Genomic DNA, 19,847 nt, shown 5'->3' with positions numbered 1-19,847 from the left:
TTCCAAAAGGGAGAGTTTATGAAAAAGATTATTGTTTTTGTATTAACGATATTTATATTATTCTCAGGATTCGCAACACAAAGTTATGCGTTGTCAGATTCGCAATCTGCGGCAATACAAGCGTTGCTAGATGATGCCTGTCGTATATCAGGTGTGCCGGGAATGTCAATCTCAATACTTGCTGATGATGAAGTGTTCTACTTTTCTTCAGGGTATGCAGACCGTGAAAAGGGGGTGTCTGCAAGTGAAAATACACTCTATGAGTTAGCCTCGGTCAGTAAAGCTTTTACCGGTATGGGTATTATGCTATTGGAAGAGCAAGGGCTGCTCTCAATGACTGACCCTGTCCAAAAATATTTACCTTGGTTTACATTAAAGTATCAAGGGAAACCTGTTGATATGCAAAGTCTTACACTAAATAACTTTCTTCACCATACCAGTGGTCTAACAAATATTAGGCATCTTCAAAATATTCCACAAGGCAATACACCGGATATGTTGCAAAAGACTGTGGAAATGCTCGTTGATGCTGAATTGGCGTTCCCTCCCGGTGAACAGTATAACTATGGAACCGTTAATTATGACGTATTGGGTTTGGTTATTGAGATTGTGTCGCGACAAAGCTATGAAGACTTTATGAAGGAACAGGTATTTCAGCCGCTAGGTCTTCACCAGACGTATGTTTATAAAGAAGATGCTCAAGCTACTGGACAGTTGGCACAGGGCTACCGTTCTTCCTTTTTTATGACAACTCCATTTAAAGCTCCGGATTATGCTGGGAATAAACCCGCAGGCTACATCATTTCTAATACAAAAGATATGGCTCGTTGGATGGGCATACAGATGGGTATCGTGCAGGACATACCCGAAATATTTCACACGGTTATCGAAAAATCACATAGGGGTGATATGTCTGTTTCGGCTGTCAACGGTATGTATTATGCGGCAGGTTGGTCCGTAAATGCCGAACAAACGATTATAGAACACACTGGGGGCAATCCAAATTTCAGAACCGAAGTAGTCATACTGCCAAATGAACGAACAGCCGTCTCCTTGCTGAGCAACGGCACAAATACCAATACAAACATGGTACTAAAAGTTAAAGATATATTAGAAGGCAATCTAACTCAGTCATATGAAATAAGCGGCACACAGCTTTTGGATATCATTTTGTCGTCTATCACAATTATTTTTTGCCTATTGGCCGTTTTGCTATTTCTCTTAGGATTACGCAGAAGGAGAACGAATGAGCGACAGCCAATGACAAAAAAGAGAATAACCGTAACAGTTATTTTCCTGATCGCTACGATTGCTCTGGGTATACTGTGCTGCGCTTTCGATTGGTCAACAATACTTATGTGGCAAACATATAGTGTTCTTACAGCTTTGATTTCGTCAGCATTATTAACAGCAAGCATTACATGGTTTGTATACACTCACCGATAAAATACCTTGCTCCTAAGATAAGCATAATGTTAAGTCATTAAAGTCCGATTGGTGAGGGCTGATAATCAGTGGGGGGTGAAGAAAACCCCCACTGATTAAAGTTTCACTTTATTAAAAATGAAATAAAATAGTTAAGAAGTACGCATGGGTGTAACGAAGAACTAATAAAACATATCTTGCCACTAGAATGGGGGCATATCAACTTTTAAATTGAGTACCGCCAGCATTTCAGAAAAAATATGTTAAGCAAAAAATACAATAAGCTGTCCATATGGGCAGCTTATTTACATAATTCTCGATATTGGAAGTTGATTAATATCAGTTCATTTGTTTTTCGAAAGGAGTTATTTTGTTCGTTCAAAGATAATATCAAAGTAATTCGCGTACCCCATAGTTGGTGGCGCAAATAGTTGATTTTATAGGGGGAAAACCTCTAACTAAAGCCTAACATAGGTGTTTTTGTTTAAATTTTGCTTAATTCTCACTAGTAATTAACTAAAAATTTAGAAATCGTTATATAATGAATTTAATTTAAAATTAGGAGTGATTAAATTGCCAGATATGATAAACCTCGTTCTTTTCATCATTATAGCGAGGTGTTAAAACTTCTAATAGAAAGCATATTCGATTAAGAAAGAAGGGGTAGTTATGAAAACTAGTGAAGAAACGCATTGGCAAAGGTTTAAACGTAAGAGTAAATCCCCGAAAGAGTGGTTAAAGAAAGTATACGAATTTTTTATTAATGAACACGTATGGGATGCTATCTTTAAAGTGTTCCTTAAACTAGTATGGGCAGTAAAAGGTATGGGGAAAAGCTTGAAACGGGTAATAGAAAACATATTCAATTAAATTCTATTCTTTCATAATTTCCTCATACGATCGATAATTTCCAATAAATTTGTTTTATATAATGGAGTGTGAATACGACAGTTGATACAGCAATGGCTATAATACCTATATGTGCGTAAAAATTGAAGTAATCATATTTCTGGAAGAAAAATTCAAGGACAGGAAATAAAAGAGTAAGACTAGCAATTAATATTAATTGTTCTTTTTTCATTATCATGCCTCCTTCTTTGTATAATTCAGCATTGATAGAAACAATTCCTATATGAATATCCTATACATGATCAGTTAACATAACGTCCTATTATCGGTAGCAAGGAAAAAGGAGGAACCCTACTCTCACAAGGGAACCTCCTTTTTTTGTTCTATCAATCTATGCAATTTTTTATACATTCCTATTCTGGTGCGGTTTTAGGGTTCTTGTCTGTTATTGGATTAACGAAAAAACTGTATAAAATCTCGCATACTCTTAGCGTGTTTTTTTCAAAAATGCTGGCGATATCTCACATCCATCAACTTATGAATTTTATAATGTCCTCAAACCAAGAATTTCTCGTGTTTTTAGTCCAAAATGTTATTTAATAAAAAAATATCTCGAATTTGAGATAAATTACTTGCTTTTTAATCACTTGAGTTGTAAAGTGATAGTAACGAAAGCGATTGAGTCATATGAAAAACATACACTCAGTTGTTTTCGAGTTAAAAACGAAAGTAACTTATGCAGTAAAAACCAAGATGAATTTACAAAAACATAATGAGAATAAATTGAACAGCTAAAAAACATATTATTTTTTTATCATCACTTGACTAGTAAAACGAAGTGGAGGAATTACAAATGTATAAAATTAAAGGGCATCATCACATTTCAATGGTTACGAAAAATGCAAATGAAAATAATCACTTTTATAAAAATGTGCTTGGCTTACGTCGTGTGAAAATGACAGTAAATCAAGATGATCCGTCAATGTACCACTTATTTTATGGAGATAAAACAGGAAGTCCAGGTACGGAATTATCATTTTTTGAAATTCCTTTAGTAGGAAGAACATATCGCGGTACAAATGCAATTACTCGAATTGGATTGCTCGTTCCTTCAGAGGATAGCTTACATTACTGGAAAGAACGATTTGAGAAATTTGATGTGAAACATAGTGAAATAACAACATATGCAAATCGTCCTGCTTTGCAATTTGAGGATGCTGAAGGTCTTCGCTTAGTATTACTCGTTTCAAACGGAGAAAAAGTAGAGCACTGGGAAACTTGGGAGAAATCAGAAGTTCCTACAAAGCATCAAATTCAAGGAATGGGTTCTGTAGAAATGACAGTTCGTAGACTTGATAAAATGGCGAGTACACTTACAGAGATGTTCGGTTATACAGAGGTTAGCCGAAATGATCAAGAAGCAATTTTCCAGTCCATTAAAGGAGAGGCTTTTGGAGAAATCGTTGTGAAATATTTAGATGGTCCTACTGAAAAACCGGGCCGCGGTAGCATTCACCATTTAGCAATTCGCGTGAAAAACGATGCAGAGCTTGCTTATTGGGAAGAACAGGTGAAACAAAGAGGCTTCCATTCTTCAGGAATCATCGACCGTTTCTACTTTAAAAGCTTATATTTCCGTGAATCAAACGGAATCCTTTTTGAAATTGCGACAGATGGACCAGGATTTACAGTTGATGGAGATGTGGAACATTTAGGAGAAAAACTTGATTTACCACCGTTCTTAGAAGATCAGCGTGCAGAGATTGAAGCGAATTTAGCACCTATTGAAGAGAAGTAATAGGAGAGAAAATATAAATTAAAAAACATTGGAGGAATATAAAATGAACCAATTAAAAGGAATTCACCACGTTACAGCGATTACAAGTAGTGCAGAAAAGAACTATGAGTTTTTCACTCACGTTTTAGGAATGCGTTTAGTTAAGAAAACAGTAAACCAAGATGATATTCAAACGTATCATTTATTCTTTGCAGATGATAAAGGTAGTGCAGGAACAGATATGACATTCTTTGATTTCCCAGGTGTTCCGAAAGGTGTACACGGTACGAATGAAATTTCAAAAACTTCATTCCGTGTTCCGACTGATGCAGCACTAGCGTATTGGGTGAAACGCTTTGACCGTTTGGAAGTAGAACATACAGGAATTAAAGAGCAATTTGGTAAGAAAACTCTTTCTTTCGTTGACTTTGATGACCAACAATATCAATTAATTTCAGATGAGCTTGATAACGGTATAGAATCAGGTACACCATGGCAAAACGGACCAGTTCCATTAGAATATGCAATTACTGGTTTAGGCCCTGTATTCATCCGTATTGCAAACTTTAGTTTCTTCAAAGAAGTGCTAGAAAAAGTTTTATTATTTAAAGAGGTTGCGCAAGAAGGAGAATTCTATTTATTTGAAGTGAATAAAGGTGGAAACGGTGCTTCTGTCATTGTAGAACATAATACAGTTCTTCCTGAAGCACAACAAGGTTTTGGTACAGTGCACCATGCGGCATTCCGCGTAGAAGATCGCGCTGTATTAGAAGAATGGATTGAGAGAATCAGTAGCGTTGGACTTCCTTCATCTGGCTATGTAAACCGTCACTTCTTCGAATCATTATACACAAGAGTTGCACCACAAATCTTATTTGAATTTGCAACAGACGGCCCAGGATTTATGGGAGATGAGCCATACGAAACACTTGGCGAAAAATTATCTTTACCTCCATTCCTAGAGCCAAAACGTGAAGAAATTGAAAAATTAGTTCGTCCAATTGATACAGTGAGAAGTACGAAGGAATTTATTAAAGAGTAAAAATAGAGATAGTAAGTAGGAGAGCAAGTAGTTTTAGCGGAGTGCTGGAACTACTTGCTTTTTTATTTATCCTAGTAAGTTTTCTGACAATTATTTCTCAAGTTATTAAAAAGGAAAACTTTGGTATAATTAATTAAAATATTAAATTTTCTGATAATTATTTTTCAATGCATAGAAAAGGAGTGGTAATATACAATTTTAATAATTGTATAAAAATCCTAATTTTGTAATTTTGGAGAAAAGGGGATGCGAGTGTATGGGAGCAGATGTAGTAACGCGGGAGCAAATGAAACATTCTTTAGATGATTGGTATCGTGTAATGTTGCAGCAAAATATAGAGAAGGCCACGGAAATGAAAGAGGAGATTGAAAGTAAGATTAGTGGGTTGGACGTGGATCAGGATGTATTGCTTTATCATGCGTTGTTGAATTTTAGATATGGTGCATTAGTTGATTGGATTGGGGTTAGAGAAGATAGTTTTGATAAAGTAGAATCTTTTGAAATCCCGGCAGAAGGTGTTCTAGCTTATTACTATCACTTTTTTAAAGGGTTTCATTGCACATTAATTTCAAATTATAATGAAGCGAAAGAACAGTATGAGCAAGCTGAGAAGTTATTGAAATATATTGCCGATCCGATAGAACATGCGGAGTTTCATTATCGTTATGGATATCTTTATAACCAATCATATCAACAAATGTTAGCGATTGATCAAATAAAAACAGCAAAAGAGTTTTTTTTAAAACAACCAGGTTATGAGATTAATCTTGCGTTGTGCGAGAATATGTTAGGGTTGTGTTATATTGATTTACAACAATTCGAGTTCGCTGAAGAAACATTTAATACAGCATTGAATGTTTTCCAACAAGTTAATCATGAAAAATATATATTAATGGTTAGAAATAATTTAGGTTTATTGTACGCGAATCAAAATTTATCTGAGTTAGCTATCCGTCACTTATCAGAAGTAACAAAGAAATCTCCTAATCATTTTCGAGCACTATACTTGGAATCAGACGAATACCTAAAACTAAATGAATTAGAAAAAGCAGAGTCGTTAATGAATAAAGGGTTACGTATTTGTAATCAGTTAAAAAATCAAGAGTATCAATACCGATTCATGATTTTAAATAAAATGAATGCGACTACTGGTGAATTTGAAAATGTTATTTTAGATGCGATTTCTTATTTTGAAAAAGAAGAATTATTTGATTGTATTCAAGAGTATACGGAACGCTTAGCAGATAAATTTTATTATGAAAACAATCATGAAAAATCTAGCGAATATTATCATATGAGTAAAGAAGCAAGAAAAAAACAAATGATAAAAGGAGCGTTAAAATAATGAGAAAAATTGTATTAACGGTAATAGGGTTCGCATTTACTTTATCTCTAGGATTTCATGATTTTAATTCAGTTGCACTTAATAAAGGAGATGGTGGCGGAGCACCAGCAAGACCAGACTACGTTAACATTGGTGACACAGGCGGAGCACCAGCAGATAATAAAGGCGACGGCGGAGTAAGCCAACTATAATAACAAAGAAAGGGACTTCAACATGAAGTCCCTTTTTCTATTTTCAGGCCATGTAGAGAAAAGAATTGACTTACTTTAAATATGTAACTATAATAGTTACAGAATAACCATTAGTAATAGAAGTGAGTTATATTTTTTTAGTATAATTGTAACTGTTTTAGTTACAATTAAAAAGAGAACATAAAATAACCAAAAAATGTAAAAACTTTAAATAGCAACTCAAGAAAGGAGACGGGAACTTTGAAACGGTTTAAGTTTTATTTGATTAGCGGTATTGTGCTTGTTTTGCTTATCGTATGTAACTTCGTTGATAAGCCGATTGCGAAGGTTGAAGAAGTGAAAGATACTGTTATGATGAAGCTGAATACGAAAGAGAGTATGGCGCAAATTGATGGGCAGACGATTTATTTTAAGCAAATTGGTGAGGGGAAACCTCCGTTACTCATGTTGCATGGGTTTGGTGGTTCTTCTGATGGGTTTAGTGATATTTATCCGGAACTTGTACGAGATCACACGATTATAGCGGTTGATATTTTAGGGTTTGGACGTTCTTCTAAGCCAGTTGATTTTCAGTATTCGTTTCCTGCGCAAGTTAATTTATATTATAAGTTAATGAAGAAGCTCGGGTATGATCAATTCGCAGTACTTGGTCATTCGATGGGCGGAGAGATGTCTCTCAATTTAGCGTATTTATATCCAGATGCAGTGACGCATCTCATCTTGGCGGATGCTACAGGGATAGAGTCTTTCCAGCAAAAAGAAAGTTATGAAGTACCACCGCTATCGACGGACTTACAAACTGTAACTGAGATTACGAAGTATAATAAAAATGAAGTAAAAAATAGTCGTGATGATAAAGAGCATTATGATCAGCTTACGAAAATGCGAGAGCGCCGCATTGCGATGGAAGCTGATAAAATTAAGGCACCGACTTTAATTATATGGGGACGACATGATAAGAGTGTTTCGTGGAAAAATGGTGAACTGTATCATGGGCTATTTGCAAATAGTACGTTTCATATTATTGAAAAAGGATACCACGCACCGTTTCGTCAGGAACCAATTGAGTTTATGGAATATGTACAAGCATTTTTCGCGAAGCATCCACAATAAAAATTTTAAGCATAAATCCACTTCTTTCCTCATAGAGTGAAACTAATAAGGCTTGTCTAAGGAAAGGAATGAAGTAGAGTGGAAACTTTACCATGGTGGGTTTATCTTGTAATTGTTGGGATTGTATTAAGTGGCTACATGGTTTTATATACTTCGAAAAAAGAGCAAGATATGGATAATGAGTTTATCGAAAAAGAAGGCGAAGTATATATGAAGCGTTTAGAAGAAGAGCGTGAGAAACGTAATCAGGATAGTGATAAAGATTCGGTATTGCTTTAATAGAAATTTTGAAAGGTTACCACTTAGTAGAAATTATTGCCTAGGTGGTAGCTTTTTTCTTTTGAGGGAGCGGTATATGGTTCATCCACAATCTAGATAGTAGAAGATAAGGAAAGATACTATTTTTTCCTTAAGCTGAGAAGTTAACAATTTATTGTTAGCTTCTTTTCTTTGTGATTAAAATTTTCTTTTCGTTTAGTAAATTTCCTTTTAAAAACTACATAAATCCCTTTGACCAAATATGTAATTCTTTGTAAAATCTTATATATGGAAAGATTATGAATATACAGGAAATCTATGGATAGTAGATTTTAATAAATTATTCGGGGGGAATTTATTAGTTAAGTATATTAACTTGTTTGCACTACATTTTACAAATAAAGGGGTATTAGTAATCATGAAAGCAAAGAAATTAGTAAGTTTAGCGTTACCAGTTATGTTATTGAGTGGTTGTATTACAATTGAAACTGATGGTAAGAAAGCTGAACCAAAGAAAGAAGAAACGCAAAAGGTAGAGAAAGAGAATAAGACTTCTGAAAAAGAGAGTAAGTCAACTGATGGCAAGAAAGAGGATAGCTTATCTGTAGCGAAAGGTGAAGGTACAAACAGTAGTTCATCAAGTAGTCAACCAAGTTCTTCTTCAAATAATTCAACTTCTTCTAGTTCTTCAACTGGTAAGGTAACTGGTTCAGATGTTGAAAGGTACAAGGCAGATATCATAAATAGTGCTACTCAAATTGAAAATACAATGAAATTAATTGAAGGAATAGCAGATTCAGACGTAAAATCATACAAACAAAAGAAAAGTGAAGTACAACTGAGTTTAGGTGGAGCAAAGGCAACTGCTACAAAGCTGAAGAATCTACAAGCGCCTCCAGAGTTACAGGGAGAACAGGCGAAGATAAAGCAGTCGATGGAACTATATGCGGATTGTTTTCAACTTCTCTTTGATGCATTAGATCAGGAAGACGAAAGTAAAATGCATCAATCAGTAAGTAAAGCACAAGAAGGTTCGAAACTGTTTGAAGAGGCAGCGAAGAGTATCGGTAGTAAAACCAACTAAAAATAAAGTATTTAAAGGGGTATTTGTAAGTGCAGTTGGTGTAAGTGAAGAGTTAGGAATTAGTTATGGAAACACATTACAAATTTATCAAATGGACGATAATGTTCGTATTCGATATGTAAAACAATAAATAATTGGTGAAAAACTCTGTAATAAATTTTACAGGGTTTTTTGTTAGTTCTAGTTTATTTTTTTGTCTTCCTAAGCGCTAAGCATACTAGTATAAGTTGAGAAATGAACAAAACGATAATGATAGGCAGATGATGTAACTCCATAGTAACTGTAACCATCCAAAGCCCAATTCATACACTATGATGGAGGCTTTTTACTTACTAATTGGATGAAAAAGGAGTGTAATCATGAAGAAACGTACTGTTAATGAAGCGGGAGGGAATGTGCCACAACCAATCCGCAGCGACGGAGCAGGTACGATTGATTCTGGACCTCGTAATGTTATGCGGGATATTCAAAATCCGAATATGCTTGTTCCGCCTATAACGGATGCAGGATTAGTTCCTAACTTGAAGTTTTCATTCTCGGACACTTCTATGATTTTGAAACAAGGCGGGTGGTCTCGGGAGATTACTGTTCGAGAACTACCGGTTTCGACGACGATTGCGGGAGTAAATATGAGTTTAACGGCCGGTGGAGTACGAGAACTACATTGGCATAAAGAAGCGGAATGGGCGTATATGCTTTTAGGACGGGCACGCATAACGGCTGTTGATCAAAATGGACGGAATTTTATTGCTGATGTTGGACCAGGTGATCTTTGGTATTTTCCGCCTGGTATTCCACATTCCATTCAAGGATTGGAACATTGTGAATTTCTACTCGTTTTCGATGATGGGCATTTTTCTGATTTATCTACTTTAGCTATTTCTGATTGGTTTGCGCATACGCCAAAAGAAGTGTTGTCGGCTAATTTCGGAGTACCTGAGAGTGCTTTTCGTTCTATCCCTTCAGATCAAGTTTATATTTATCAAGGAGAGGTGCCAGGTTCGCTTGAAAGTCAGGAAATTCAATCACCGAAAGGAGAAGTTCCTTTAACATTTAAACATGAATTGTTAAAACAAAAGCCGATTAAGACGCCTGGTGGTAGCGTTCGAATTGTAGATTCTACAAATTTCCCTATTTCCAAAACAATCGCAGCAGCGCTCGTTGAGGTTGAGCCTGGCGGAATGAGAGAACTTCATTGGCACCCGAATAATGATGAATGGCAATATTATTTGACAGGGGAAGCGAGAATGACTGTGTTTCTTGGAAATGGTACCGCTCGTACATTTGATTATAGAGCTGGCGATGTCGGATATGTACCGTTTGCGACGGGGCATTATATTCAAAATACAGGTACCGAAACATTATGGTTTTTAGAGATGTTCAGAAGTAATCGTTTTGAAGATGTATCGTTAAATCAATGGATGGCACTGACTCCTAAAGAAATAGTGGAGAGTAATATACATGTTGGCCCGCAAGTAATGGATTCCCTGCGTAAGGAGAAGAGGCCTGTTGTGAAATATCCGGGGTTTTCATATAGTCCGAAAAATGATGAGTAAAAATGAAAATTTGCGTTATTCTTTCTGGAGACTGATAAGAAGGGATGGCGTATTTTTTATGCCTAATCTAGTCTTTATCCCGCTATTTGCCGGGCAGTAAGACCCCACCTCAAAATTCAGCGGAAGCAAAGAAGTTAGGTGGGGGGGCGGGCTGTCCGTAAAAGCCCGATTGGTGAGGGTTGATTAAAGTTTCACTTTATTAGTATCCGTTCCTTGTATTATTGTTCGGGAAATTATTATTGGAGCATAGTATAGGGAAGATACATATAAAAGAGCGCCATTATAAGCTGTAACGCATAAGTTGCGCAGGAAATGCAACGATAACTAGCTTTACTCTTCATCATTTATTTGAACATAATGGGCATAGAGAGGTGATAAACACAGTATGATTTTTAGTGAGCGTTTAAAAGAAGAAAGGGAAAAAAGAAATTGGTCGCAAAATGATTTGGCTGAAAAAATTCATGTGAGCAGGCAATCTGTTTCGAAATGGGAGACGGGAAAGAACTATCTGAGCATTGAAATTATTATTCATTTAAGTGATCTGTTCGGTATTACAATTGATGAACTGCTAAGGGGTGATGAAGAATTGACGCAGAAAGTAATTGAAGATAGTAAGCAATTGGCGTATCCAAAATGGAAGGTGTTTTTTGATAGTCTATTTATGATAGGAGTATTTTTGTTTATTGCAAAAATCGTTGTATGGATGCTAAATAAGTTTGCTGGAGCAAGTATTACAATTGTAGCAGATGCACCATATGTAATGAATCTTTTACCCCTTGCATTCATGATTATAGGTGGTATGGGATCGGATAAGTTGAAGAAAATATATAGATAGAGGAAAGATTTGAAAGAAATCCCCTACACTAGCTGTTCTTTTCACTTAAATTGTGTACTATAAAGGATAGGATGACATAAAGAAGGGGATATAGAGAATGGAATTTCATGAACAGAAGATTTTGCCGGCAGTGAGGCAAATTAAAGATTTGGAAAAGCTATTACATAGTTCGTATGAATATATTGTTATTTTAGATATTCATGTCGGCCAATTGAAGAGTGTTATATCGCTTGCGAAGCAATATTGTAAAAAGGTGTTTTTACATGTGGATTTAATTCATGGTTTGCAGAGTGATGGGCATGCGACGGAATATTTATGTCAGGAGTTTAGACCGTACGGGTTACTTTCAACAAAGGCGAGCGTTATTATGAAGGCGAAGCAAAAAGGTGTTGTGGCAATACAACGCATCTTTTTAATCGATTCGAGTGCGATGGAGAAGAGCTGCAATCTTTTAGATAAGACGAAACCGGATTATATTGAGGTACTTCCTGGAGCATTAACGGACGTTATCGCTGAAGTGAAAGAGCGTACTGGTGTACCGATTTTAGCAGGTGGTTTTATTCGTACTGTAGAAGATGTGGAAAGAGCTTTAAACGCTGGTGCGACAGCAATTACGACATCAAAACGCGAACTATGGAAACATTACCAAAAAAAGTGACGAAAATGTGAATTTTTTCGTTGACACCGCTTTCATTTACGGTTAACATTATAGACAAGTTAATAAACGTGACGGAGAAAAGTAGAGATCCACATTTCATTGTTTCTATATAAATTTATATAGAAGCGTGCAAGCTGTGGGTCTTTTTCTTTTGACAAAAACGAATGGCCATTCATTTTACCTCTATCACATTTGGAAGCGTTTAAATTGATTGTGGAGGGATACTATGTCAGCATTTTTAGGAGAGTTAATAGGGACTGCGTTGTTAATCGTACTTGGTGGCGGCGTTTGTGCTGGTGTAAGTTTAAAGAAGTCGTTTGCGAAAGATTCTGGTTGGATTGTAATTACAATGGGCTGGGGCTTAGCGGTAGCGGTTGCAGCATATGCGGTTGGATCAATTAGTGGGGCACATTTGAATCCAGCTTTAACAATAGGATTAGCATTTAAGGGAGCGTTCCCATGGAGTGACGTACCTGGTTATATCGCAGCACAAATGATTGGGGCAATTATCGGGGCAGTTATCGTATATTTACATTACTTACCACACTGGAAAGAAACAGAAGATCCAGGAACAAAGTTAGGTGTATTTGCAACAGGTCCAGCAATTCCGAACACATTTGCAAACCTTTTAAGTGAAATGATTGGATCATTCGTTTTAGTATTTGGTATATTAGCAATTGGTGCAAATAAATTTGCAGATGGATTAAATCCATTTATCGTAGGTTTCTTAATTGTAAGTATTGGTTTATCATTAGGCGGGACAACAGGATACGCAATTAACCCAGCGCGTGATTTGGGTCCGCGTATCGCACACTTCTTCCTTCCGATTGCAGGAAAAGGCGGTTCAAACTGGAAGTATGCATGGATTCCAGTAGTTGGTCCAATTTTAGGTGGATCACTTGCAGGTTTATTCCATCAAGTTGTATTTGAAGGAAAACAAAATTCAGCACTTATTTATGTGATTATCGCAACTGTGATTGTACTAGCAATCTCTTATATGACAAGTAAAAAAAGCGGAAGCAATACAAATAGTAGAAAAGTAGCATAAGGGGGAAACCGATATGAAAAAATATATTCTTTCATTAGACCAAGGAACAACAAGCTCACGCGCAATTTTATTCAATAAAAAAGGTGAAATTGTTCATTCAGCTCAAAAAGAGTTTACACAACATTTTCCAAAGCCGGGCTGGGTAGAGCATAATGCGCAAGAAATTTGGGGATCTATTTTAGCAGTTATCGCAACTTGCTTAAGCGAAGCAGATGTAAAACCAGAACAAATCGCTGGTATCGGTATTACGAACCAACGTGAAACAACGGTTGTCTGGGATAAAACAACTAGTAAACCAATTTACAACGCAATTGTATGGCAATCTCGCCAAACAGCTGAAATTTGTGATGAGTTAAAAGAAAAAGGTTATAGCGAAATGGTTCGCGAAAAAACAGGTCTTTTAATTGATGCATACTTCTCTGGTACGAAAGTAAAATGGATTTTAGATAACGTTGAAGGTGCAAGAGAGAAAGCAGAAAACGGCGATCTATTATTCGGAACAATTGATTCGTGGCTTGTATGGAAACTATCTGGTGGTAAAGCACACGTAACAGATTATTCAAACGCATCACGTACGTTAATGTTTAATATTCACGACTTACAGTGGGATGATGAGCTTCTAGAAATGTTAACAGTACCAAAGAGCATGCTTCCAGAAGTACGTCCATCATCTGAAATTTACGGAGAAACAATTGATTACCACTTCTTCGGTCAAAATGTACCGATTGCAGGTGTAGCTGGTGACCAACAAGCAGCATTATTTGGACAAGCTTGTTTCGGTGAAGGTATGGCGAAAAATACTTACGGAACTGGTTGCTTCATGTTAATGAACACAGGTGAAAAAGCAGTAGCTTCTGAGCACGGTCTATTAACAACAATTGCATGGGGAATAGATGGTAAAGTAAACTACGCATTAGAAGGAAGTATTTTCGTAGCGGGTTCTGCAATTCAGTGGTTACGTGACGGAATGCGCATGTTTAAAGATGCAAGTGAGAGTGAAGTGTATGCGAGTCGCGTTGAATCAACTGATGGTGTATACGTTGTACCAGCATTCGTTGGACTAGGAACACCTTATTGGGATAGTGAAGTACGCGGCGCTATGTTTGGTGTAACACGCGGTACGACGAAAGAGCACTTCATTCGCGCAACGCTAGAATCTTTAGCTTACCAAACGAAAGATGTATTATGCGCAATGGAAGCAGATTCAGGTATTGAACTGAAAACATTACGCGTTGATGGCGGAGCAGTTAAAAATAACTTCTTAATGAAGTTCCAAAGTGATATTTTAGATGTTCCTGTAGAGCGTCCAGTGATCAACGAAACAACGGCTCTAGGTGCAGCATACTTAGCTGGTCTTGCGGTTGGATATTGGAAAAACCAAGATGAAATTAAAGAACAGTGGCATATGGACAAACGCTTTGAACCAACGATGGAAGCGAAAACAAGCGAAGAGCTATATGCTGGATGGAAAAAAGCAATTGAAGCAACAAAAGCTTTCAAATAATCATAAACAGTGTTATAATGGTGACAAGTTAATAATTCGGTAGGAGATTTGGAGAGACCACAACGCGCTATAGAGGCGAAATCTATAGCGGAGTTTGTGGTCTCTTTTTTCGTTATCAAAGGGAGGAATTACCATGAAATTTTCAAGTAAACAACGTAAAGACGTATTAAACGGAGTAAATAAACAAGAGTTAGATGTGATCGTAATTGGTGGAGGTATTACTGGTTCTGGTATTGCATTAGATGGAGCAACACGCGGGTTATCAACAATTGTGTTTGAAATGCAGGACTTTGCAGCAGGTACATCAAGTCGTTCAACGAAACTTGTACACGGTGGTCTACGTTATTTAAAACAACTTGAAGTGAAAATGGTAGCAGAAGTAGGTAAAGAGCGTGCGATCGTATATGAGAACGGTCCCCATGTAACAACACCAGAGTGGATGTTACTTCCATTCCATACAGGCGGTACGTTTGGATCATTTAGTACATCAATTGGTCTTCGTGTATACGACTTCTTAGCAGGTGTAAAACGAAGCGAGCGCAGAAAAATGTTTAACCGTGAAGAAACGCTGAAGAAAGAGCCTCTTGTAAAAAAAGAAGGATTAAAAGGCGGCGGTTACTACGTAGAATATCGTACAGACGATGCGCGTCTTACAATTGAAGTAATGAAAGAAGCAATTGAACGCGGTGCAAAAGCTGTTAACTACGCAAAAGTAGATGGTTTCTTATATAAAGATGGAAAAGTATGTGGTGTACGTGTAATCGATTTACTAGACGGTGAAGTATATGAAGTTTACGGTAAGAAAATTGTAAACGCAGCAGGTCCTTGGGTAGATACACTTCGTGAAAAAGATAACTCGAAAAAAGGAAAAGTACTTCAGTTATCAAAAGGTGTTCACTTAGTAATTGATCAAAAACGTTTCCCATTAGGCCAAGCGATTTACTTCGATACGCCAGATAAACGTATGGTATTCGCGATTCCTCGCGGCGGAAAAACTTATGTAGGTACAACAGATACGTTCTACGATAAAGACGCAGCTGTACCACAAATGACAACAGAAGATCGCACATACATCATTAATGCGATTAACTACATGTTCCCAAGCGTAAAAATTACGGAAAAAGACATCGAGTCAAGCTGGGCTGGTGTACGTCCGTTAATTTACGAAGAAGGTAAGAGTGCATCTGAAATTTCTCGTAAAGACGAAATTTGGACTTCTGAATCTGGTTTAATTACAATCGCAGGTGGTAAATTAACAGGATACCGCAAAATGGCTGAAATGGTAGTAGACTACGTAACGAACTTACTACAAAAAGAAGGTCATAGCGCATATCCGAAGAGCGACACGAAACATATGCCAATCTCTGGTGGACATGTAGATGGTTCACACGGATTCCCAGCATTTGTTGCGAAAAAAGCTGGCGAAGGTACGAAATATGGTTTAACAACAGCACAAGCAGAAGAATTCGCGAAATTCTACGGCTCTAACGTTGACGTACTATTTGACTTAGCGAAAAAACATAAAGACGAAGCGAAAGAATACAACATGCCGCTTGACGTTCTAATCCCTCTTGTATACGCAATGGATTACGAAATGACAGCAAAACCAGTTGACTTCTTCGTACGCCGCAGAGGCGCTGTATTCTTCAATATCCACTGGGTATACGAGTGGAAAGAAGCAGTAATCAACTACATGGCTGCGAAACTAGGCTGGAGCAAAGAAGAGCAAATGAAATACACAGCAGAATTAGAAAAAGCATTAACAGATGCTGTAATTCCTGTAGATCAACAAGAGCAAGCAGCTGCGTTAGCGTAAAATAGAGAACTACCTGAAGGGGAGCCTTGAGGTGGTTCTTTTTTTATGGAATATTCTTCTAACTATAAGAAAGCTCGTAAGTGGTATGTTATGACCTTTCTTGTTTGGGAGATATTACATTTACTAACTTTGTCTGATGTTTTTGATGTGTGGCGGATTGCTATAAATATGCTCGGTGCGTCGGTAGGATATCTTTTATTTATAAGCATGATACAAATAGATAATAAATTTAGGATAATGCGCAAGAAGATATTTGAAAATTAGCTTGCTATTCTGTAGTTTAAATTATACAAATTTAGTTTGATGGTAATAGAGTATTGCTGAAAACATAGGTGCTATATAGTGAGAGGATTTTTTATATTCGTAATAGGTGTTGTTCCTTGTTTACTCATACTGTTATGAAGCGGGTACATAATCCGTCTTTATTGGTGCTATAAATGATGAGAGCGGCACAGCTGAACTTGAAAAAGTCTAGCTGCGTTAGCGTAAAATAGAGAACCACCTGAAGGGGAGCCCTTTAGGTGGTTTTTCTCTTGACTAAAAATAAATAAAATGTGTTACAATGATGATAGAGTATGTAGTGTGAATTTTGCATAAAATAAAAAAGACAGAAGCCTGAGAAACTTCTGCCTTGTGTAACCTAACTTGCTATTGTGGTGGTAGTAGGTGCGGTTATAAGACAATTACATTAACGTTTTAGCCGAGAACCGCCCTTACCTTTTCCACGAAGCAGGGTGGTTCTCGCTTTTTTGTATACAGAAATTAGCCACGGACCGACGTATCTTCTACCGATGACAACGCCAGCTCCGGTTAGGATACCATACACTAATTTAATTATAAACATCGCGATTATATTATCACCTCCCCCCTTTTTCAAAATGGAAGAGATGATTGCCACACCTACTAGTTATAGCTTGTTAAGTTACATTTTAATTGTATTATGTTTTAAAATAGGGAACAAGATATATGGATGAAAATTCCTGTTTTTAAGCAGAGCATTAGTGTCAGGGGAAAAGAAGTAAATAAATATTCATAAAAAAACGGTATGGACATTACCATCCGTATTTTTTTATGTATTTATAAAACTTTTTCATACAGTGCGTCGTCTAATATATGGGAAGGAGGAAATGATGTGGATGAATTAACGGTAGAAGCGTTTGAAATAGAAGGTAAGGAACTCCTTATCGATGAAATTATGAACAAGTATGGACAAGAAGTCCTGCAGCTTGTGTATTCATATGTAAACAATAAAGAGATTGCTGAGGATGTAACGCAAGATATATTTGTGAAATGCTATAAATTTCTGCATACATATAAAGGGAAGTCGAATGTGAAAACGTGGTTATGGAGAATTGCGATTAATCAATGTAAGGACTATATAAAAAGTTGGTATAACAACAAGGTGATCGTGACAGAGGATGAAGCTGCTTATATGGGGGGTCAAAATGGTAGTGTCGAACAAACTGTCATTCAAAATGCGGAGGACCGTGAACTGGCTTCTGCAGTAATGAATTTACCGATAAAATATCGAGAAGTCATTTATCTATTTTATTATGAAGAGTTATCAATTAAAGAGATTGCTATAGTAATAGACGTAAAGGAAAATACGATAAAAACGAGACTGAAAAAAGCGAAGGAGCTTTTGAAGAAAGGATTGGAGGAATAATCAAATGGAAGATCAATTAAAAGGCCTGCGAAAATCAATGGAGAATACAACGTTTAAACATTTGAGTTTTTCTGATCAACATCGAAAGCAGGTGCGCGAAAAAATCAATGCTTCAAACGAGAAGGAAGAGGACATCTCTTTAGCGATTTTACAACTCCTCAGTAATGAAAAAACAGGGTACGAATTGTCACAGCTACTACGAGGGAGAGGGATTCGGAAATTCGAAGGAAATGAAGGGTTTTTATATACCGTATTACATCGTCTGGAACAGAACCGTTTGATCCAATCTAGCTGGGATCATGCAGGAGCGAAATATTATCAATTAAACGATAAAGGGAGAAAGATGCTGCGAAAGGCAGAAAAAAATGCTACGAAGGTACAATTTATATTAAAAGGCTTAGTACAGGAGTGAGGAGAAATTGAATAAAAAAGGGGAGCGTTTTGTAAGCGAAGTTACGAATTATATTAAATCAAAAGAAGCGAAAGATTTTGTAGCAACGGAACTAGATTTTCACCTAAAACAGGCGAAGAACACATGGATAGAAAAAGGTTTGAGCGAGGAAGTCGCTGAAAATAAAGCGGTGGAACAAATGGGAAGTCCGATTAAACTAGGGCAAGAACTTAATAAACTTCATAAGCCAAAGGTGGATTGGTTTTTACTTATTTTATTAGTAGCTGCTATGGGATTAGGTTTTTTACCAATAATCGCTTTTGGGCATACGGATGATTTACTAATGAACAAAGTAATTTTTGTAATTCTTGGGATTGCAACAGCCATTGGGATGATGTTGCTTGATTACCGGAAGCTAGAGAGGTTTGGATGGCTGTTTTATACAATTGGAATACTTATCTTGTTAGCTATAAAATGTTTTCCGACTATTTCTATAAATGGGGAAGCGTTAATGAAAATTGGTCCCATCAAAATTGACTGTTTAATGACGATACCATTCTTTTTTCTAGCCTGGGCTTCTTTTTTTAATAACAGTAGATTAAAGTTTATACATCTTTTCATGTTGTATTTATTTTCTTTATATCTATTTTTAACGACATCGATTATGGTGCCAATTTTCATCTATATGACGATGGTATTCGTTATGCTTTGGTGGAGTAAGATAGGAAAGAAAACAGCATGGCTCATTACAATGTTACCAATTTTTCTTCTTATTATTAGAGATCTATTTTCCTGGTCTGCTGTAAAAGAATACCGGATAGCTAGAATTTTAGGGTTTTTAAACCCAGAGCATGATCAATGGTATTTACGTTTAAAAGAGGCAATGGCATCGGCAGGTTGGTTTGGTACATATGGAAATATAAAGTCTATCCCTGCTACTCATACTGATTTTGTATTTGCAAGTTTGACTTACTATTATGGATATGTGCTTGCGCTAGTTCTTGTCTTGATTTTGTCTCTTTTTGCAGTAAGAATAATGAATATAGCTTATAAAATAAATGATGGTTATGGTAAATTACTCCTCGTTGGTGGAGTAACTCTTTTTGTATTCCATTTCGTTTATAACGTTGGCATGATTCTTGGGATATTACCACGTGTTTCTATATCATTACCCTTTATTAGTTACGGCTTGATACCAACTCTGTTTCATGCATTTATAATGGGGATTGTGCTGAGTGTATATCGACGTAAAGATATTCCTTTTAGAATGAGAAAAACACCTTGATGAT

Annotated in this window: 21 protein-coding genes and 1 pseudogene; 20 read left to right on the top strand and 2 right to left on the bottom strand. The window is 36.6% G+C overall.

Translation table 11 applies throughout. The features are described from left to right. Positions 1–18 precede the first annotated feature (18 nt). Together QCI79_RS07660 and QCI79_RS07655 are read left to right on the top strand one after the other, a co-directional pair. On the top strand, positions 19–1,446 hold the full coding sequence (locus tag QCI79_RS07660; protein ID WP_000720977.1) for a serine hydrolase domain-containing protein: 1,428 nt from the start codon (positions 19–21) through the stop codon (positions 1,444–1,446). A gap of 648 nt (positions 1,447–2,094) precedes the next feature. Next, a complete protein-coding gene (locus QCI79_RS07655; protein WP_000858032.1) occupies positions 2,095–2,295 on the top strand; it encodes a hypothetical protein in 201 nt (66 codons plus the stop codon). A 22-nt stretch (positions 2,296–2,317) separates the two neighbouring features. On the opposite strand, the gene QCI79_RS07650 is transcribed toward QCI79_RS07655, so the two are convergent. Continuing rightward, entirely contained in the window at positions 2,318–2,506 is a 189-nt protein-coding gene (locus QCI79_RS07650; protein WP_000712159.1) for a hypothetical protein, read from the bottom strand. Positions 2,507–3,127: 621 nt separating this feature from the next. Between QCI79_RS07650 and QCI79_RS07645 the strand changes: the two genes are divergently transcribed. The 15 genes and pseudogenes from QCI79_RS07645 to QCI79_RS07575 all read left to right on the top strand — a co-directional run. Next, entirely contained in the window at positions 3,128–4,072 is a 945-nt protein-coding gene (locus tag QCI79_RS07645) for a ring-cleaving dioxygenase (protein ID WP_000276675.1), read from the top strand. Between the two features lie 43 nt (positions 4,073–4,115). Then, on the top strand, positions 4,116–5,093 hold the full coding sequence (locus QCI79_RS07640; RefSeq protein WP_001072572.1) for a ring-cleaving dioxygenase: 978 nt from the start codon (positions 4,116–4,118) through the stop codon (positions 5,091–5,093). Positions 5,094–5,349: 256 nt separating this feature from the next. Then, on the top strand, positions 5,350–6,438 hold the full coding sequence (locus QCI79_RS07635; protein ID WP_021728433.1) for a response regulator aspartate phosphatase: 1,089 nt from the start codon (positions 5,350–5,352) through the stop codon (positions 6,436–6,438). After that, positions 6,438–6,629, top strand: coding sequence for a hypothetical protein (locus QCI79_RS07630; protein WP_001227132.1), 192 nt, complete (start codon positions 6,438–6,440; stop codon positions 6,627–6,629). The genes QCI79_RS07635 and QCI79_RS07630 overlap by 1 nt, the downstream gene beginning before the upstream one ends. Before the next feature lie 240 nt (positions 6,630–6,869). Beyond that, positions 6,870–7,742 (top strand): alpha/beta fold hydrolase, encoded by an 873-nt coding sequence (locus QCI79_RS07625; RefSeq protein ID WP_000819466.1) that lies wholly within the window; start codon positions 6,870–6,872, stop codon positions 7,740–7,742. 78 nt (positions 7,743–7,820) lie between these two features. Then, positions 7,821–8,021 (top strand): sporulation YhaL family protein, encoded by a 201-nt coding sequence (locus QCI79_RS07620; RefSeq protein WP_000449223.1) that lies wholly within the window; start codon positions 7,821–7,823, stop codon positions 8,019–8,021. A gap of 397 nt (positions 8,022–8,418) precedes the next feature. Then, positions 8,419–9,084: a DUF7018 domain-containing (lipo)protein gene (locus QCI79_RS07615; RefSeq protein ID WP_000644831.1), complete on the top strand. Its 666-nt coding sequence runs from the start codon at positions 8,419–8,421 to the stop codon at positions 9,082–9,084. Then, positions 9,044–9,214, top strand: a complete 171-nt coding sequence (locus tag QCI79_RS07610) for a hypothetical protein (RefSeq protein WP_002100810.1) — start codon at positions 9,044–9,046, stop codon at positions 9,212–9,214. The genes QCI79_RS07615 and QCI79_RS07610 overlap by 41 nt, the downstream gene beginning before the upstream one ends. 229 nt (positions 9,215–9,443) lie before the next feature. After that, the gene (locus tag QCI79_RS07605) at positions 9,444–10,640 is read left to right on the top strand and encodes an oxalate decarboxylase family bicupin (protein WP_000747521.1); all 1,197 of its coding nucleotides are present in this window, start codon (positions 9,444–9,446) and stop codon (positions 10,638–10,640) included. A gap of 385 nt (positions 10,641–11,025) precedes the next feature. Further along, positions 11,026–11,475 carry a helix-turn-helix domain-containing protein gene (locus QCI79_RS07600; protein WP_000577638.1) on the top strand — a complete coding sequence of 150 codons (450 nt, stop codon included), beginning with the start codon at positions 11,026–11,028 and terminating at the stop codon, positions 11,473–11,475. A gap of 97 nt (positions 11,476–11,572) precedes the next feature. Continuing rightward, complete coding sequence (gene glpP, locus QCI79_RS07595) at positions 11,573–12,133, top strand: glycerol uptake operon antiterminator GlpP (protein WP_000394285.1); 561 nt, start codon at positions 11,573–11,575, stop codon at positions 12,131–12,133. A 226-nt stretch (positions 12,134–12,359) separates the two neighbouring features. Further along, positions 12,360–13,181, top strand: a complete 822-nt coding sequence (gene glpF / locus QCI79_RS07590) for a glycerol uptake facilitator protein GlpF (RefSeq protein WP_021728434.1) — start codon at positions 12,360–12,362, stop codon at positions 13,179–13,181. Positions 13,182–13,194: 13 nt separating this feature from the next. Further along, positions 13,195–14,685 carry a glycerol kinase GlpK gene (gene glpK, locus QCI79_RS07585; RefSeq protein ID WP_000760011.1) on the top strand — a complete coding sequence of 497 codons (1,491 nt, stop codon included), beginning with the start codon at positions 13,195–13,197 and terminating at the stop codon, positions 14,683–14,685. Between the two features lie 133 nt (positions 14,686–14,818). Beyond that, the gene (glpD, locus tag QCI79_RS07580; protein WP_000672798.1) at positions 14,819–16,501 is read left to right on the top strand and encodes an aerobic glycerol-3-phosphate dehydrogenase; all 1,683 of its coding nucleotides are present in this window, start codon (positions 14,819–14,821) and stop codon (positions 16,499–16,501) included. Positions 16,502–16,558: 57 nt separating this feature from the next. After that, a pseudogene (locus QCI79_RS07575) lies at positions 16,559–16,765 on the top strand (hypothetical protein); the annotation flags it as partial. Between the two features lie 424 nt (positions 16,766–17,189). Here the strand turns inward: QCI79_RS07575 and QCI79_RS07570 are convergent. Further along, positions 17,190–17,345 carry a hypothetical protein gene (locus tag QCI79_RS07570; protein WP_000469930.1) on the bottom strand — a complete coding sequence of 52 codons (156 nt, stop codon included), beginning with the start codon at positions 17,343–17,345 and terminating at the stop codon, positions 17,190–17,192. Positions 17,346–17,633: 288 nt separating this feature from the next. Between QCI79_RS07570 and QCI79_RS07565 the strand changes: the two genes are divergently transcribed. Genes QCI79_RS07565 through QCI79_RS07555 form a run of 3 tightly spaced genes read left to right on the top strand, consistent with a single transcriptional unit; the run spans position 17,634 to position 19,843 of the window. Next, positions 17,634–18,167 carry a sigma-70 family RNA polymerase sigma factor gene (locus QCI79_RS07565; RefSeq protein ID WP_021728436.1) on the top strand — a complete coding sequence of 178 codons (534 nt, stop codon included), beginning with the start codon at positions 17,634–17,636 and terminating at the stop codon, positions 18,165–18,167. Positions 18,168–18,171: 4 nt separating this feature from the next. Continuing rightward, positions 18,172–18,579 (top strand): PadR family transcriptional regulator, encoded by a 408-nt coding sequence (locus QCI79_RS07560; protein WP_000390089.1) that lies wholly within the window; start codon positions 18,172–18,174, stop codon positions 18,577–18,579. Between the two features lie 7 nt (positions 18,580–18,586). After that, positions 18,587–19,843, top strand: coding sequence for an FtsW/RodA/SpoVE family cell cycle protein (locus tag QCI79_RS07555; protein ID WP_001034651.1), 1,257 nt, complete (start codon positions 18,587–18,589; stop codon positions 19,841–19,843). Positions 19,844–19,847 lie beyond the last annotated feature (4 nt).

Source organism: Bacillus cereus group sp. MG1 (assembly GCF_040460035.1).
GTDB classification, from domain to species: Bacteria; Bacillota; Bacilli; order Bacillales; family Bacillaceae_G; genus Bacillus_A; species Bacillus_A cereus.
Note: the sequence above shows the minus strand (reverse complement) of the source record. Positions and strands in the feature narration are given on the sequence as shown.